Origin of the sequence: Salinivibrio sp. MA440 (assembly GCF_001996265.1) — a bacterium.
Lineage (GTDB): Bacteria > Pseudomonadota > Gammaproteobacteria > Enterobacterales > Vibrionaceae > Salinivibrio > Salinivibrio costicola.
The window spans coordinates 17547-32171 of sequence record NZ_MUFI01000015.1 but is presented as its reverse complement, the minus strand read 5'-3'; the positions used below and the strand labels follow the sequence as shown (position 1 = coordinate 32171).

Genomic DNA, 14625 nt, shown 5'->3' with positions numbered 1-14625 from the left:
AAATGGATGCAACCCGAGGTTTCCACCGTGCCTGATATGAAGCTGTTCGCTGGTAACGCGACACCCGTTCTCGCCCAACGTATCGCAAACCGTCTTTACATGTCACTGGGTGACGCCACTGTTGGCCGTTTTTCTGACGGTGAAGTGTGTGTTCAGATTAACGAGAACGTGCGCGGTAGTGACGTGTTCGTCATCCAATCTACCTGTGCACCGACCAATGACAACTTAATGGAATTGGTCGTGATGATAGATGCGTTCCGACGTGCGTCGGCTGGCCGCATAACCGCAGTTATCCCCTACTTTGGTTATGCCCGTCAAGACCGCCGCGTACGCTCCTCCCGTGTTCCTATCACCGCAAAAGTTATTGCAGATTTCCTTTCTAACGTTGGCGTTGACCGCGTACTCACTGTGGACCTCCACGCAGAACAAATCCAAGGCTTTTTCGACGTCCCTGTTGATAATATCTTCGGTACCCCTGTGCTGCTTGAAGACATGCTGGCGAAAAATTTAGAAGACCCCGTGGTCGTTTCTCCTGATATTGGCGGAGTTGTGCGAGCGCGTGCGACGGCCAAACTATTGGATGACACTGACATTGCCATCATTGATAAGCGCCGTCCGCGTGCTAACGTGTCGCAAGTCATGCACTTGATTGGCGACGTTGAAGGCCGTGACTGCATCATTGTTGATGACATGATTGATACCGGTGGCACCCTGTGTAAAGCCGCCGAAGCCCTGAAGAACCGTGGCGCTAAGCGTGTATTCGCCTATGCAACGCATCCGGTATTCTCGGGGGATGCAGCGAAGAATATCGCTGAGTCCGTCATTGATGAAATTGTGGTCACTGACTCCACACCATTGAGCGCCGAAATTCAAGCAACCGGGCGTGTGTCTCAATTAACACTGTCGGGCATGCTGGCAGAAGCGATTCGCCGTATCAGTAATGAAGAGTCGATCTCTGCAATGTTTAATTCTTAACGCATTGTCATAGACCGACAAGAAACACCCTGCCCTTGTGCAGGGTGTTTTTTTATTGCCCATTTTGAATGGCTGACTCGATCCTTTAGCCATATCAATGGTAGGATATGGCGCCTTTTTGCGTGGGCTCGATGCTCACCGGCTACGATAAGTAGATAGATAGCGAGAAACGTCGTGAGTAATCAAATCCGCTTACTAGTGGGATTGGCCAATCCAGGCCCTGAATACAGCCAAACGCGCCATAATGCCGGTGCTTGGGTCGTTCAGGAGCTAGCACGTATTCACAACGTGCCGCTAAAAGAAGAGAAAAAGTTCTTCGGCTTAACCGGCCGTATCAATGTACATGGACACGATCTCCGTGTGTTGATCCCGACCACGTACATGAACTTGTCGGGTAAAGCGGTGCAAGCCATGGCCAACTTTTACAATATTCCCGTCGACGCCATCATGGTGGCGCATGACGAGCTAGACTTACCACCCGGTGTGGCCAAGTTTAAGCAAGGTGGTGGACACGGTGGCCATAATGGCCTGCGTGATACCATTAGCAAACTTGCAAATGACAAATCGTTTTATCGGCTTCGGATAGGCATCGGTCATCCGGGTCACAAGGATAAGGTAGCGGGATACGTGCTTACCAAAGCCCCCGCTAATGAGCAGAGCCTGCTAGAGCAGGCCACTGACGAGGCAGTACGCAGCCTCGAGATTCTGCTCAAAGATGATCTCGCCAAGGCGCAAAATCGTCTACATACCTTCAAAGCACAGTAATTTTGATTAAAGGGTTACCATCTCATGGGTTTTAAATGTGGCATCGTGGGTCTACCAAACGTAGGCAAATCCACTCTGTTTAATGCACTGACCAAGGCCGGCATTGATGCGGCTAACTTTCCATTTTGTACGATTGAACCCAATACGGGCGTGGTCCCTGTCCCTGACCTACGCTTGGATGCGCTGGCGAAAATTGTCAATCCACAGAAAGTGCTCCCCACCACGATGGAGTTCGTTGACATCGCCGGCTTAGTTGCCGGCGCATCGCGCGGTGAAGGTTTAGGGAACAAGTTCCTAGCGAACATCCGTGAAACCGATGCGATTGGTCATGTGGTACGTTGTTTTGAGAATGACAATATCGTTCACGTGGCTGGTAAAGTGGATCCGGCTGATGATATCGACGTGATTAACACCGAGCTTGCGCTGGCTGATCTTGAAAGCTGTGAGCGTGCGATGCAGCGCAACGCCAAAAAAGCCAAAGGTGGCGATAAAGATGCCAAATTTGAGCTAACCGTGCTTGAAAAACTGCTCCCCGTCCTAGAAGAAGGCAAGATGTTGCGCTCGGTCGAACTGAGCAAAGAAGAAGCCGCAGCAGTACAATACCTTAACTTTTTGACGCTTAAGCCGACCATGTACATTGCCAACGTTAATGATGATGGTTTTGAAAACAACCCATACCTCGACAAAGTGCGAGAGATTGCCGCCCAAGAAGACGCAACCGTGGTGGCCGTGTGTGCGGAGATCGAAGGCGAGATTGCCGAGCTAGATGCCGAAGAAGCGGCGGCTTTCTTGGATGAAATGGGGCTAGAAGAGCCAGGCCTAAACCGCGTGATTCGCGCCGGTTACGAGCTACTCACTCTGCACACCTATTTTACCGCAGGCGTGAAAGAAGTACGTGCTTGGACGGTGCCGATTGGCTCGACCGCGCCACAGGCGGCGGGTAAAATCCATACCGACTTTGAAAAAGGCTTTATTCGTGCCGAAGTGGTTGGCTATGATGATTATATCGCTAACAATGGTGAAAACGGCGCCAAAGATGCCGGTAAATGGCGCTTGGAAGGGAAAGAATATATCGTTAAAGATGGCGATGTGATTCACTTCCGTTTCAACGTTTAATACGCACATACGTTATGCTTTAGGGTGCGTTGTCGAGACCCCATCCTATTGATATTTAGACCAGCCTCCGGGCTGGTTTTTTTATTCTCATCATTCAACGTTCTCCGCCACCTACTCGGTAGGCTTTGCCGTTAAATTGTTCAAAATGGCGATTATTGCAGCCAATGAATGCAAAATCACAAAAAAAACAATAACCAGACCTTGACGACTTTCGCCCAGATCCGCATAATTCGCAGCGTCTTAAGGCACTATGCCTGACAGAGTGGCTACGTAGCTCAGTTGGTTAGAGCACATCACTCATAATGATGGGGTCACAGGTTCGAATCCCGTCGTAGCCACCATTAATTTTATAATTCGGCATGATGTTTTAATAGCCGGGTTAGGTAACACCTACTGGGGTATCGCCAAGCGGTAAGGCAACGGGTTTTGATCTCGTCATTCCCAGGTTCGAATCCTGGTACCCCAGCCATATTAAAAAGCCCACACCATGTGGGCTTTTTTGCGTTTATCTACAAGCCTAACGCATACTTCAATACATGTTTTTTCACCGGGCCGCTGTGTTCAGCCAGTTTAAACACCGCATTACGTGCCAGTTTTAAAGGCGTGATTCGGTTACTAAACGCGGCATAAAACACATCCATCCCGGTTTGCATCATCATGTTATCCGTACGGCGTGCTTTTTCGTACGCCACTAACGTTGACTCGGCTTGCCATTGTGCGCCTGCATCGGCACAGGCATCCAGCAACGCGCTCACGTCTTTGAAGCCTAAGTTCACCCCTTGCCCCGCGAGCGGGTTAATGGTGTGGGCGGCATCTCCCATGACTACTACGCCGTTACGATGGTATTGCTGGGCATGACGACGCGTTAGCGGAAATGCGCCCCAGTTGATGGGGGTGACGTCACCCACTTGTGGTGGGAAATGGCTCACTATCTCGGCTTTAAGCTGCTCAGCATTGAGCTGACACAACTGTTGAACTCGCGCCGGGCTGTCATACCACACTAATGAGGCATTGTTGCCGCACAATGGCAGTAATGACCGCGGCCCTGAGGGAAAGAATTGCTGCCAGGTAATATCTTGTTGGGGCGCGGCCGTTTCGACATGAATTAACATGCAATGCTGACGATAATCCCAGCTGGTAAGACCGATTTGCGCGTAATCTCGCACTTTCGAGTGGGCACCGTCGGCACCAATCAACCAGGGCGCTTCTAGTGTTTCGCCACTGTCTAATTGGAGTTGATGCAGACCGCCCGCCTGCGCCATACCCGTGATCGAGGCCGGTGAGACAAGGTGCAAATTGTCAAAACGAGCAAACTGTTGCCACAAGCCGAGTTGAATCAAGCGGTTCTCGACCATATATCCTAACTGTGGTAATTCGAGTTGGTCGGCACTGAAACACACACGGCTGTCTTCTGCTTCCCAGGTTTCTAATCGTCGATAGGGACAGACTCGCATGGCTTCAATGTCGGCCCATGCGCCTAAGTCTTGAAGCAAACTGACAGACGCATGAGATATCGCAGACACTCGTAAATCCATCGGTTGTGACGCATGGAAAGGATCCGGTTCTTGGCGTTCTATCAATGCCACCTGCCGACCTTGGCGGGCAAGTCCTAATGCGGCAGCGGCACCGACCATGCCACCGCCGACAATAATAATTTCAAATTGATTCATGACTGTCTCTTTGTCCCGTTAATGCCAGCATTCTACTGAAGGTAAACGAGAATTCGATATCAATCCGATCAAAGTGGGGGCAAATTCGCTTTTCCGATCTCGTTTTGCGGCGTCGGCTCAATCACTTATCCAGATTGACACCATTTCTCCCAGCCTGTGATCTGGTCAGCGATATAGGAAAGCAGTACAATACGCGGCTTGCCAAGCTGATTGACTGATTAAAAACCATACAGCTTGAAAGGGTAATGTCGACCATAAGATTAATAATGAGCGTGAAGTTACATGGCTAAGAAACTGCTGATCAAAACCTGGGGTTGCCAAATGAATGAGTATGACTCATCCAAGATGGCAGATCTGCTAAATTCTGCCGGTGGCTATGAGCTGACCGAACAACCAGAAGACGCAGATGTTCTCCTCCTCAATACCTGTTCAATTCGTGAAAAAGCACAAGAAAAGGTATTCCACCAACTGGGGCGTTGGAAAACACTCAAAGACAAGAATCCAGAGCTGGTGATCGGCGTTGGTGGTTGTGTGGCAACCCAAGAAGGCGATCACATCCGCGAGCGTGCGCCTTATGTGGACGTCATTTTTGGCCCCCAAACGCTACATCGTCTACCTGAAATGATAAAACAATCACGTGGCGACAGCGGCACAGTGATGGACATTACCTTCCCAGAAATTGAGAAGTTTGACAGTCTGCCTGAGCCGCGTGCCGATGGCGCGACAGCGTTTGTCTCCATTATGGAAGGCTGCTCGAAATACTGTACGTTCTGTGTTGTGCCGTATACGCGCGGCGAAGAAGTGAGCCGTCCGCTCGACGATGTGCTGTTCGAAATTGCCCAGCTTGCCGAGCAAGGTGTGCGTGAGGTAAACCTGCTAGGTCAGAATGTGAATGCCTATCGCGGTGAGACCCATGATGGCGACATCTGTACCTTTGCTGACTTATTGCGCTATGTCGCCGCTATCGATGGTATTGATCGCATTCGCTACACCACCAGTCATCCGGTTGAGTTTACCGATGATATCATTGAGGTGTATCGTGATACGCCAGAAGTGGTGAGCTTTTTGCACTTGCCGGTACAAAGTGGCTCTGATCGAATCTTGACCATGATGAAACGCCCGCACACGGCGATTGAGTACAAATCCAAGATCCGTAAGTTGCGTCAGGCACGTCCCGATATCACCATCAGCTCAGACTTTATCGTCGGCTTCCCGGGAGAAACCGAGCAAGACTTTGAAGCGACCATGAAGCTGATTACCGATATCGACTTTGATATGAGCTTCAGCTTTGTGTATTCACCTCGCCCAGGGACGCCAGCGGCAGATATGCCTGACGACACACCAGAGCAAGTGAAAAAAGAACGCCTGTACCGTTTGCAGCAGCAAGTGAACAGCCAAGCGATGCGCTATTCACGTATGATGCTAGAAACCGAACAACGTATCTTAGTCGAAGGGCCATCGCGTAAGAATCTTATGGAGCTGCGCGGCCGTACTGAGAATAACCGAGTGGTCAACTTTGAAGGCTCTGTCGATTTGATTGGCCAATTTGTTGACGTAAAAATTACTGAAGTGATGCCAAACTCGCTCCGCGGTGAGCTGGTTCGTACCGAAAAAGATATGGACTTGCGTGTCGCCGTCTCGCCAACCGAAATCATGGCGAAGACGCGCAACGAAAACGAGCTTGGTGTTGGTGTATACACGCCATAACGCGTTCATCAATTCAACGGCGTCGGGTGACCGGCGCCGAAAGCGAGGATAATCTTGTCTAAAATCATCTCTCTTGACCTTACATTAGAACCTGCCGACAACACCCGTCTTGCCAACTTATGTGGCCCGTTTGACGATAATATCAAACAACTAGAGCGCCGCTTGGGTGTTGAAATTAGCCACCGCCATAATGCCTTTACGGTGATGGGCAAACCTCACACCGCCAACGCCGCCGTCGACATCTTAAAGCGGCTGTATGTGGATACGGCCCCCGTGCGTGGCAGTTCGCCCGACATTGAGCCCGAAGCCATTCATTTGGCGATCAAAGAGTCTGGCGTGTTAGAACAGAACACCGAATCGAGCATCCCTTACGGTAAAGAGATTAACATCAAGACCAAAAAAGGGGTGATTAAACCGCGCACGCCAAATCAGGCGCAATACATCGCCAATATGGTCAATCATGACATTACTTTTGGCATTGGTCCGGCGGGCACAGGTAAAACCTACCTCGCCGTCGCAGCCGCGGTAGACGCGCTGGAACGCCAAGAGATTCGTCGGATTTTGTTAACACGTCCAGCGGTTGAGGCGGGTGAAAAGTTGGGCTTTTTACCTGGCGATCTCAGCCAGAAAGTCGATCCTTACTTGCGTCCACTCTACGATGCCTTGTTTGAGATGCTCGGTTTCGAGCGGGTCGAAAAACTGATTGATCGTAATGTGATCGAGGTAGCACCGCTGGCTTATATGCGTGGCCGAACCTTGAATGATGCTTTTATCATCTTAGATGAAAGCCAAAACACCACGGTCGAGCAGATGAAAATGTTCCTGACTCGGATTGGCTTTAATTCACGGGCCGTCATCACCGGTGACGTTACCCAAGTCGATTTACCGCGCAATGCCCGCTCAGGGCTACGCCATGCGATTGAAGTGCTGTCTGACGTGAATGAAATTAGCTTTCACTTCTTCCAAGCCGACGATGTGGTGCGCCACCAAGTGGTTACCCGTATTGTTCAGGCCTATGATAAGTGGGAAGCAGAAGATGCGAAGGCACGCAAAGAGGCTGAAGCACGTCGCCGAGAAGCGCGTGAAGCACAGCAAGTCGCGGTGCAACCAACCTCTATCCCACCACAGGACCCATCATGAGCTATTACGTCGATGTCCAGGTCGCCTGTGATGACGAACAGGGGCTGCCCAGTGATGACCAGCTTCAAGCTTGGTTTGAACATGCAATACGCGAAGCCAAGCCTCAAGCGGAAGTGACGATCCGGATTGTGGATGAAGGTGAGAGCCAGAGCTTAAATCGCGACTATCGTGGCAAAGATAAACCGACGAATGTGTTATCTTTCCCCTTTGAAGCACCTCCTGGGGTAGACATAGATTTACTCGGTGATCTGGTGGTATGTCGCCAAGTTGTTGAGCAAGAGGCACAGCAGCAAGGCAAAACGCTGATGGATCACTGGGCACACATGGTCGTCCATGGTAGCTTACACTTATTGGGCTACGACCATATTGAGGATGATGAAGCCGAGCAAATGGAAGCCTTGGAACGAAAGATCCTGGCAACCATGGGGGTCAGTGACCCTTATGCGAATGACTTCATTGAGCGTTAACTAACTGAATGAAATTGAATGAACGACGATAATTCGCAAAACGCAGACGGTCCGAGTAGGAAGACCTTCTTCGAACGGCTGGGTCAGTTTTTCCAAGCTGATCCAAAAGACAGACAAGAACTGGTGGACGTATTTCGCGACTCAGAGCAAAACGCCCTGATCGATCAGGACACCCGGGATATGCTGGAAGGTGTGATGCAAATCTCTGACATGCGTGTGAGAGATATCATGATACCCCGTTCGCAGATGGTAATCGTTGAACGATCGCAGTCATTGGAAGCGATCATTAATATTATTATTGATGCCCAACACTCACGTTATCCTGTGATCAGTGATGACAAAGACCATGTTGAAGGCATCTTGCTTGCGAAAGATTTGTTGCGCTATCTGCGCCCCGATGCTGAAGATTTCGACATCGAAAAGGTCTTACGCCCTGTTGTGGTGGTACCAGAAAGTAAGCGGGTTGACCGTCTACTTAAAGAGTTCCAAGAAGAACGCTACCACATGGCGATCGTCATCGATGAATTCGGCGGGGTATCGGGCGTTGTCACCATTGAAGATATTCTCGAAGAAATTGTAGGCGAGATCGAAGACGAGTATGACGATGAGGAAGAGCAAGAGATTCGCCAACTCAGTCGCCATACCTTCTCGATGAAAGCACTGACCACTTTAGAAGACTTTAACGAGCATTTTGGCGCCCAGTTCCAAGATGACGTGGTAGACACTATCGGTGGGTTGGTTATGACCAGTTTTGGTCATCTTCCTGATCGTGGTGAAGAAGTCGACATTGGTGATTACCATTTTAAAGTGACGGCCGCTGATAGTCGTCGTATCATTCAGCTACAAGTCACCATTCCAGACAGTAGCGAATCGAACAGTGAAAACGCCTAAGCGTTTACGCCCATTGGGGCAGCCATTATTGGCTGCCCTTTTTGGTGCGCTCGCCACCCTCGCCTTTTCCCCTTTTTCCTATTGGCCCTTTATGTTGGTCGCGCTCTGGGGCTTGTTGCTTCTTCTGCAAGTTGCTTCCTCGCCCAAACGTGCGGCTTGGATAGGTTTTAGCTGGGGGCTCGGCCAGTTTACAACTGGGGTAAGCTGGGTGTATGTCAGTATTGACCATTTTGGCGGGATGCCTGTGATCGCAGGCCTGTTTTTGATGGCACTGCTTATCGTCTATTTATCGCTTTACCCCGCGCTATTTGGCTGGCTGATACATAAATCACCCATCAAGCAAGCGGGCATAAAATGGACGATGCTGGCACCTGCCTTGTGGTTAGTGGTTGATTGGCTAAGAGGCTGGGTATTTACCGGTTTTCCCTGGTTATGGCCAGGTTATAGCCAAATAGACAGCCCGTTTGCGGGTATCGCCCCGGTACTGGGTGTTCAAGGGATCACGCTCGTCTTGGTGTCGCTTGCGGGCTTAGCCGCCTTGGTGACCCCCCATTGGGGGCAATGGCAGGGGCGTGCTCGCCTCTTCGGTATGATCGCTATCATAGGTTTTTTTGCCGTCAGTGAAGGGCTCGGGTCGGTCAAGTGGACAACCAAAACCGATCAGCAGCAAACGGTCTCACTGATCCAAGGCAACGTCCCTCAAGCACTCAAGTGGCGCGCCGACCAACGCTGGCCAACCTTGATGAAGTATCTGGATTTAACCCGTCAACATTGGGACAGTGACGTGGTGATTTGGCCAGAAGCCGCCATTCCCGCATTAGAGCGAGATCTTCCCCGCTTTTTTTCGCAGTTAGACCAAGCGGGCAAGCACAATCAAACCACGGTGATCACGGGGGCGCTCGATCAGCGTGAGGATGGCACCTATTTTAATAATGTGCTCGCGCTCGGTGCAAAAACGCCGCGCTATCAGTATCCAGCACCCGCCCAGTACAGCAAACATCACTTACTCCCCTTTGGCGAGTTTGTGCCGTTTGAGTCACTGCTTCGTCCTTTGGCGCCGATTTTTAATCTGCCCATGTCGTCATTTTCTCCAGGCGAAGCGATTCAACCGGCTTTGCCTGCGAACGGCTGGGAATACATTACCGCCCTGTGTTATGAAATTGCGTTTCCCGCGCAAATCCGTGAAAACCTCACCGCCAGTAGCGACGCCATTATTACCCTCTCGAATGACGCTTGGTTTGGCCGCTCTATTGGGCCTTGGCAACATCTAGAAATTGCGCGTATGCGCGCGCTCGAGTTCGGATTACCCGTGATCCGAGCCACCAATAACGGGGTGACGGCTTTAGTCGATGAACGCGGCCAGATTGACGCCTCATTGCCACAATTTGAGACGCAAGTTTTAACCACACAAATTACTCAAACACAGGGGCTGACACCCTACCGTCAATGGGGAAACGGACCGCTTTGGATGTGGATTGTTATCAGTGGCCTGGTGAGTCTGATTGCTTGGCGTCGTGCTACTTATCCACAAAAAGGCTAGCGGTCGTCGCTAGCCTTTAGGTTTGACTATTGCTTTTCAGGTCAGATTAAGACGTCCACACAAACCACAGGCGTTGATTGTCGGTTGAATCGGCATCGCGGCTATCCGTCAGTGCTGGGGTAGCAAACAACAACTCGGTTGTCTGCTTGTCACTATCAGTGTCGGATACAGCAGTCTCACTCTTGTCCTCTGACATCGTGCTGTCTTGCTCTTCAGCGGGTGCCATCATACGTGCCTCACGCTCTTGAGGCGTCATCAAGCGAATATGTCGATTGGCGGTGAGCTCGTTGATTAGTGCTTGTTGAGAGGCCGCTAAACGTACATCGAAAATCAGGGTATCATCGTTTAATTCTGCTAAGTGCACCTGTTGTAGCGCATTTAACCCCGCTAATGTGCGCTCAAGATCGACATAGTCATCGCCGTTATCCATGCCTGCAATGGCAATTTGAAGCGATGCACGCTCATCATCGTTATCGAGTACCACACCAGTTTGCTCGGCATAGTAATCAGCAATAGTATCAATCATGGCTTGGGCATTATTGGCTTGCCCGCGAGTTTGATCTGATTGCATGTCACTGGTATCGGGGAAGAATTGCCAACGGATCCCTTGCTCAGTCAACTTTCCGATCACAATGCCATCGGGCTGGTAGCGCTGACTGGCTTGCTCAACAGGATCAATAAAGCCGCCCCACAGATCACTGCTAGAGATCGCCATCAAATCATCAAAGTCACCCACCGGAATTAACACCGGCAGGCCGCGTATGGCCGCTGCATCACGTAGTTGGTCAATCACAGGACGCCCACTTTGCTCCCAAATAATTTGCCGGTCGCCATCACGGTCATCGACGAGCCACACTAATACCGCTGGGCGAGGACTCCCCCATAAGGGCAACCCTGCCTGGCGCAGCACGGCGCGAATTTTTTGACTATCAAACCCGACTTCGAGTGTTCGCTGTGCGGCACCATCAGATTGATCCTTGCTTTCTCCATATCCGAGCTGAGAGATGAAACCATCAACGTCTTGCTGCGCTTGCTCGACCGCAGGATTATCCGACACCTCGCGTTGTCCCGAGACTTTAGTCAGTACCGCGATCAGCGCTTGTTTTTTTGCCGCTTGTTGTGAGGTTTGCGCGCCATTATCCAGCGGGATACTGGCATGATAAAGGGGGCTTGCCATCGCACTTGGCAACCAAACACAGGCAATAAGGGCCAACAAAAATCGATTCATAGTTTTTCCACATGGATAAATGGGCGTCTAGCGATCATAAGCGGATAGCGCTAGGTTCAGCAATCCTCAATTGTAAAAAAGAGAGGACAAAGGGGGTCGCACCACCAGCAAACACCATTGATTCGATGCCATCAAGGCGAGCAAGCGATCATGAGGCTGACTATGTTTGCATATGGATTAAAATGAAATCCGTTACATCATTTATTTGCTACCGATCTCACATTTAAAAACATGATGGGAATCACATAAACGCTTTGTGCTAGCATTGCGCGATTTTTTTTGGAGGTGAGATTATGTTGCAAGTTTTACAAGGGGCACAAATGCTGTTCGTCGCATTTGGTGCCTTGGTGTTAGTGCCACTGTTAACCGGGCTCGACCCGAACGTCGCACTCTTTGGGGCCGGGATCGGTACCCTGATATTCCAAGTCATCACCCGCCGCTCCGTCCCTATCTTCCTTGCCTCTTCCTTCGCTTTTATTGCTCCCATTTTGTACGGCGTCAACAATTTTGGTATTCCCGCCACCATGGGTGGCCTCATGGCAGCCGGTGTGATCTATTTATTGATGGGCGCCATCATTCGGATTAAAGGCGTGGATATTATTCACAAGCTCCTGCCACCGGTTGTAGTTGGCCCTGTGATTATGGTTATCGGCCTTGGGTTGGCTCCCACCGCCGTGAATATGGCACTCGGTAAAACTGGCGATGGGAGTGAGCAGTTAATTGCGGGGGACATGGCTATCTGGATCTCTTTGCTGTCATTGCTCACGACCATTGCAGTGAGTGTCTTTGCGAAAGGCTTTTTCAAATTAGTCCCGATTATGGCAGGGATTGTGGTGGGCTATGTTGCCAGCCTCGTCGTTGGTATTGTTGACTTTACTCAAGTTGCGAATGCGAGCTGGTTGATGATGCCTGCTTTTACCCTCCCAGAGTTTAACATCAATGCCATCTTATTTATGATCCCTGTCGCCATCGCGCCTGCCGTTGAGCACGTAGGCGATATGCTGGCCATTTCTAATGTCACCCGTAAAGACTACCTGAAAAAGCCAGGCCTACACCGCACGATGGCCGGTGATGGTGCCGCAACCATTGCCGCTTCACTGTTCGGCGCGCCACCCAATACCACGTATAGTGAAGTGACGGGCGCGGTAATGCTGACCAAAGCGTTTAACCCCAAAATCATGACCTATGCGGCGGTCACTGCCATCGTACTCGCCTTTGTGGGTAAGCTCGGGGCAATGCTGCTTACCATTCCTTTACCAGTGATGGGCGGGATTATGATCTTGCTGTTTGGCTCTATTGCGACCGTCGGGCTCAATACCTTGATTCGTAATCAAGTCGACCTACATGATTCGCGTAACCTTGCCATTGTTGGTGTCACCTTGGTATTTGGTATCGGCGGCATGGCGTTTGGCATTGGCGATTTTAGCCTGCAAGGTATTAGCCTGTGTGGTGTGGTAGCGATTGTGCTCAACTTGGTACTCCCGCGCCAAATGGGCGAAAACCATATTGTTGACAGTGCGCAAATGGAAGAAGAAAAGCACTAATCCCCCAACCTTCATCCATTAAAAAGGGCGCTGACATTCAGCGCCCTTATCTTTTGTCATCAGACTAACGTACTTAGTCTTCAAGATAACCGGATTTAGCTTTGTGCTGCGCGCGCTTCAACCAGCTTGATCGCTTGGTCGATGCGGGCAACTACCCGATCTTTACCAATCAGGTGCATCACCGCATCAACAGATGGGGATTGACCGCCACCCGTGACTGCAACACGCAATGGCATGCCGACTTTACCCATACCAACGTCTAGCTCTGCACATGTATCGGCAATCACCGCTTTCAGGGCATCAACCGTCCAATCATCCAGCGCTTCAATCTTGCCTTTTGCCACTTGCAACGGCTCTAAAGCGACGGGACGCAGATGTTTTTTCGCGGCGGTCGCGTCTATTTCATCAAAGTCTTGGTAGAAGTAACGGCTTTGTGCGGCTAATTCCACCAGGGTGTTGCAGCGCTCGCCAACCAATCCAATGACGTCCGTCAAGGCAGGGCCTTGGCTAGCGTCAATCTGTTGTTGATCAAGATGCCACTGCAAGTGCTTAGCGACCTCGTCCGGATCACCATGCTTAATGTAATGGTTGTTCAACCAATGCAGTTTCTCCGTATTGAACGCTGACGCCGACTTGCTGATCGCTCCTAATGAGAAAAATTCAATCATTTCTTCCATTGAAAATATCTCTTGGTCACCGTGCGACCAACCAAGACGCACAAGGTAGTTACGCAACGCTTGCGGCAAGAAGCCTTGATCACGGTACTGCATGACGCTGACCGCACCGTGGCGTTTAGACAATTTGGCGCCATCGTCGCCTAGAATCATCGAGCAATGAGCAAACTCAGGAACGGGCGCGCCCAGTGCCTCGTAGATATTAATCTGGCGCGGCGTGTTGTTAATGTGATCTTCGCCGCGGACAACTTGGGTGATCCCCATGTCCCAATCATCCACGACGACGCAGAAGTTGTAAGTTGGGCTGCCATCCGTTCGACGAATAATCAGATCGTCAAGCTCGCTGTTGGCAATCTCAATACGACCACGAATTTTATCGTCAAAAACAACCTTACCCTCTTTCGGGTTGCGGAAACGGATCACATGCGGGTCATCCGCCTTGGCTTGGCTGTTTGCTTCAACCACTTTGGGGTGATTAGCATCGTAACGTGCCTTTAAGCCATTCGCTTTTTGCTCTTCACGAATGGTGTCCAAAAGATCTTTGGGCGCATAACACTTGTAGGCTTTGTCTTCGGCCAGCAACTGATCGACTAATTCGTTATAACGATCAAAGCGCTTGGTTTGGTAGTACGGCCCTTCATCCCAATCAAGACCTAACCATTCCATGCCGGTTAAAATAGCATCAACCGCTTCTTGGGTTGAACGTTCGATATCAGTATCTTCAATTCGCAAGACAAATTGACCGCCTTGGCTGCGTGCTGCTAACCAAGAATACAGTGCGGTACGTGCACCGCCCACGTGCAAAAAGCCGGTTGGGCTGGGGGCAAAGCGGGTTTTGATAGTCATTAGGATCCCTATCCCAGTGCTGAGAATGATGAGTAACGGTTAGTTTACCAGTCCAGGTAAAT

At 50.6% G+C, this 14625-nt stretch carries 12 protein-coding genes and 2 tRNA genes; 11 read left to right on the top strand and 3 right to left on the bottom strand.

Going from position 1 to position 14625, the window contains the following annotated elements:
• The first annotated feature begins 27 nt into the window (after positions 1 to 27).
• The 5 genes from BZG80_RS06635 to BZG80_RS06615 all read left to right on the top strand — a co-directional run bounded on the left by BZG80_RS06635 (position 28) and on the right by BZG80_RS06615 (position 3325).
• The gene (locus BZG80_RS06635; protein ID WP_025673291.1) at positions 28 to 975 is read left to right on the top strand and encodes a ribose-phosphate pyrophosphokinase; all 948 of its coding nucleotides are present in this window, start codon (positions 28 to 30) and stop codon (positions 973 to 975) included.
• Positions 976 to 1149: 174 nt separating this feature from the next.
• The gene (pth, locus tag BZG80_RS06630) at positions 1150 to 1740 is read left to right on the top strand and encodes an aminoacyl-tRNA hydrolase (RefSeq protein WP_077460058.1); all 591 of its coding nucleotides are present in this window, start codon (positions 1150 to 1152) and stop codon (positions 1738 to 1740) included.
• Positions 1741 to 1764: 24 nt separating this feature from the next.
• Positions 1765 to 2856, top strand: a complete 1092-nt coding sequence (ychF, locus tag BZG80_RS06625) for a redox-regulated ATPase YchF (RefSeq protein WP_025744486.1) — start codon at positions 1765 to 1767, stop codon at positions 2854 to 2856.
• Positions 2857 to 3120: 264 nt separating this feature from the next.
• Positions 3121 to 3197, top strand: a tRNA-Met gene (locus BZG80_RS06620).
• Positions 3198 to 3250: 53 nt separating this feature from the next.
• Positions 3251 to 3325: transfer RNA gene (locus BZG80_RS06615), tRNA-Gln, on the top strand.
• Between the two features lie 40 nt (positions 3326 to 3365).
• Here BZG80_RS06615 and BZG80_RS06610 read toward each other — a convergent pair.
• Positions 3366 to 4526, bottom strand: coding sequence for a 2-octaprenyl-3-methyl-6-methoxy-1,4-benzoquinol hydroxylase (locus BZG80_RS06610; protein WP_077679009.1), 1161 nt, complete (start codon positions 4524 to 4526; stop codon positions 3366 to 3368).
• Positions 4527 to 4808: 282 nt separating this feature from the next.
• On the opposite strand from BZG80_RS06610, the gene miaB reads away from it, so the two are divergent.
• From miaB to lnt, 5 genes are read left to right on the top strand one after another with little or no spacing between them, the layout of a single operon-like run.
• Positions 4809 to 6233 carry a tRNA (N6-isopentenyl adenosine(37)-C2)-methylthiotransferase MiaB gene (miaB, locus tag BZG80_RS06605; RefSeq protein WP_077461589.1) on the top strand — a complete coding sequence of 475 codons (1425 nt, stop codon included), beginning with the start codon at positions 4809 to 4811 and terminating at the stop codon, positions 6231 to 6233.
• 54 nt (positions 6234 to 6287) lie between these two features.
• Positions 6288 to 7373, top strand: a complete 1086-nt coding sequence (locus BZG80_RS06600) for a PhoH family protein (RefSeq protein ID WP_077461590.1) — start codon at positions 6288 to 6290, stop codon at positions 7371 to 7373.
• Complete coding sequence (gene ybeY / locus BZG80_RS06595) at positions 7370 to 7840, top strand: rRNA maturation RNase YbeY (RefSeq protein ID WP_025744482.1); 471 nt, start codon at positions 7370 to 7372, stop codon at positions 7838 to 7840. Before BZG80_RS06600 ends, ybeY begins: the two co-directional genes overlap by 4 nt.
• 18 nt (positions 7841 to 7858) lie before the next feature.
• On the top strand, positions 7859 to 8731 hold the full coding sequence (gene corC, locus BZG80_RS06590) for a CNNM family magnesium/cobalt transport protein CorC (RefSeq protein ID WP_025744481.1): 873 nt from the start codon (positions 7859 to 7861) through the stop codon (positions 8729 to 8731).
• Positions 8718 to 10271 (top strand): apolipoprotein N-acyltransferase, encoded by a 1554-nt coding sequence (lnt, locus tag BZG80_RS06585; protein WP_077679008.1) that lies wholly within the window; start codon positions 8718 to 8720, stop codon positions 10269 to 10271. Before corC ends, lnt begins: the two co-directional genes overlap by 14 nt.
• Positions 10272 to 10317: 46 nt before the next feature.
• Here lnt and BZG80_RS06580 read toward each other — a convergent pair whose 3' ends face one another.
• Positions 10318 to 11499: a DUF2066 domain-containing protein gene (locus BZG80_RS06580; RefSeq protein ID WP_077679007.1), complete on the bottom strand. Its 1182-nt coding sequence runs from the start codon at positions 11497 to 11499 to the stop codon at positions 10318 to 10320.
• Between the two features lie 293 nt (positions 11500 to 11792).
• Between BZG80_RS06580 and BZG80_RS06575 the strand changes: the two genes are divergently transcribed.
• Positions 11793 to 13043 (top strand): uracil-xanthine permease family protein, encoded by a 1251-nt coding sequence (locus BZG80_RS06575; RefSeq protein WP_077647135.1) that lies wholly within the window; start codon positions 11793 to 11795, stop codon positions 13041 to 13043.
• A 95-nt stretch (positions 13044 to 13138) separates the two neighbouring features.
• On the opposite strand, the gene gltX is transcribed toward BZG80_RS06575, so the two are convergent.
• The gene (gene gltX, locus BZG80_RS06570) at positions 13139 to 14563 is read right to left on the bottom strand and encodes a glutamate--tRNA ligase (RefSeq protein WP_077575935.1); all 1425 of its coding nucleotides are present in this window, start codon (positions 14561 to 14563) and stop codon (positions 13139 to 13141) included.
• Positions 14564 to 14625: the final 62 nt, after the last annotated feature.

What these genes read in the sequence shown, in the direction of transcription:
- ychF (WP_025744486.1), top strand. Translation starts at nt 1,765, where the DNA reads ATGGGTTTTAAATGTGGCATCGTGGGTCTACCAAACGTAGGCAAATCC.
- BZG80_RS06610 (WP_077679009.1), bottom strand. Translation starts at nt 4,526, where the DNA reads ATGAATCAATTTGAAATTATTATTGTCGGCGGTGGCATGGTCGGTGCC.
- miaB (WP_077461589.1), top strand. Translation starts at nt 4,809, where the DNA reads ATGGCTAAGAAACTGCTGATCAAAACCTGGGGTTGCCAAATGAATGAG.
- ybeY (WP_025744482.1), top strand. Translation starts at nt 7,370, where the DNA reads ATGAGCTATTACGTCGATGTCCAGGTCGCCTGTGATGACGAACAGGGG.
- corC (WP_025744481.1), top strand. Translation starts at nt 7,859, where the DNA reads ATGAACGACGATAATTCGCAAAACGCAGACGGTCCGAGTAGGAAGACC.
- BZG80_RS06580 (WP_077679007.1), bottom strand. Translation starts at nt 11,499, where the DNA reads ATGAATCGATTTTTGTTGGCCCTTATTGCCTGTGTTTGGTTGCCAAGT.
- BZG80_RS06575 (WP_077647135.1), top strand. Translation starts at nt 11,793, where the DNA reads ATGTTGCAAGTTTTACAAGGGGCACAAATGCTGTTCGTCGCATTTGGT.
- gltX (WP_077575935.1), bottom strand. Translation starts at nt 14,563, where the DNA reads ATGACTATCAAAACCCGCTTTGCCCCCAGCCCAACCGGCTTTTTGCAC.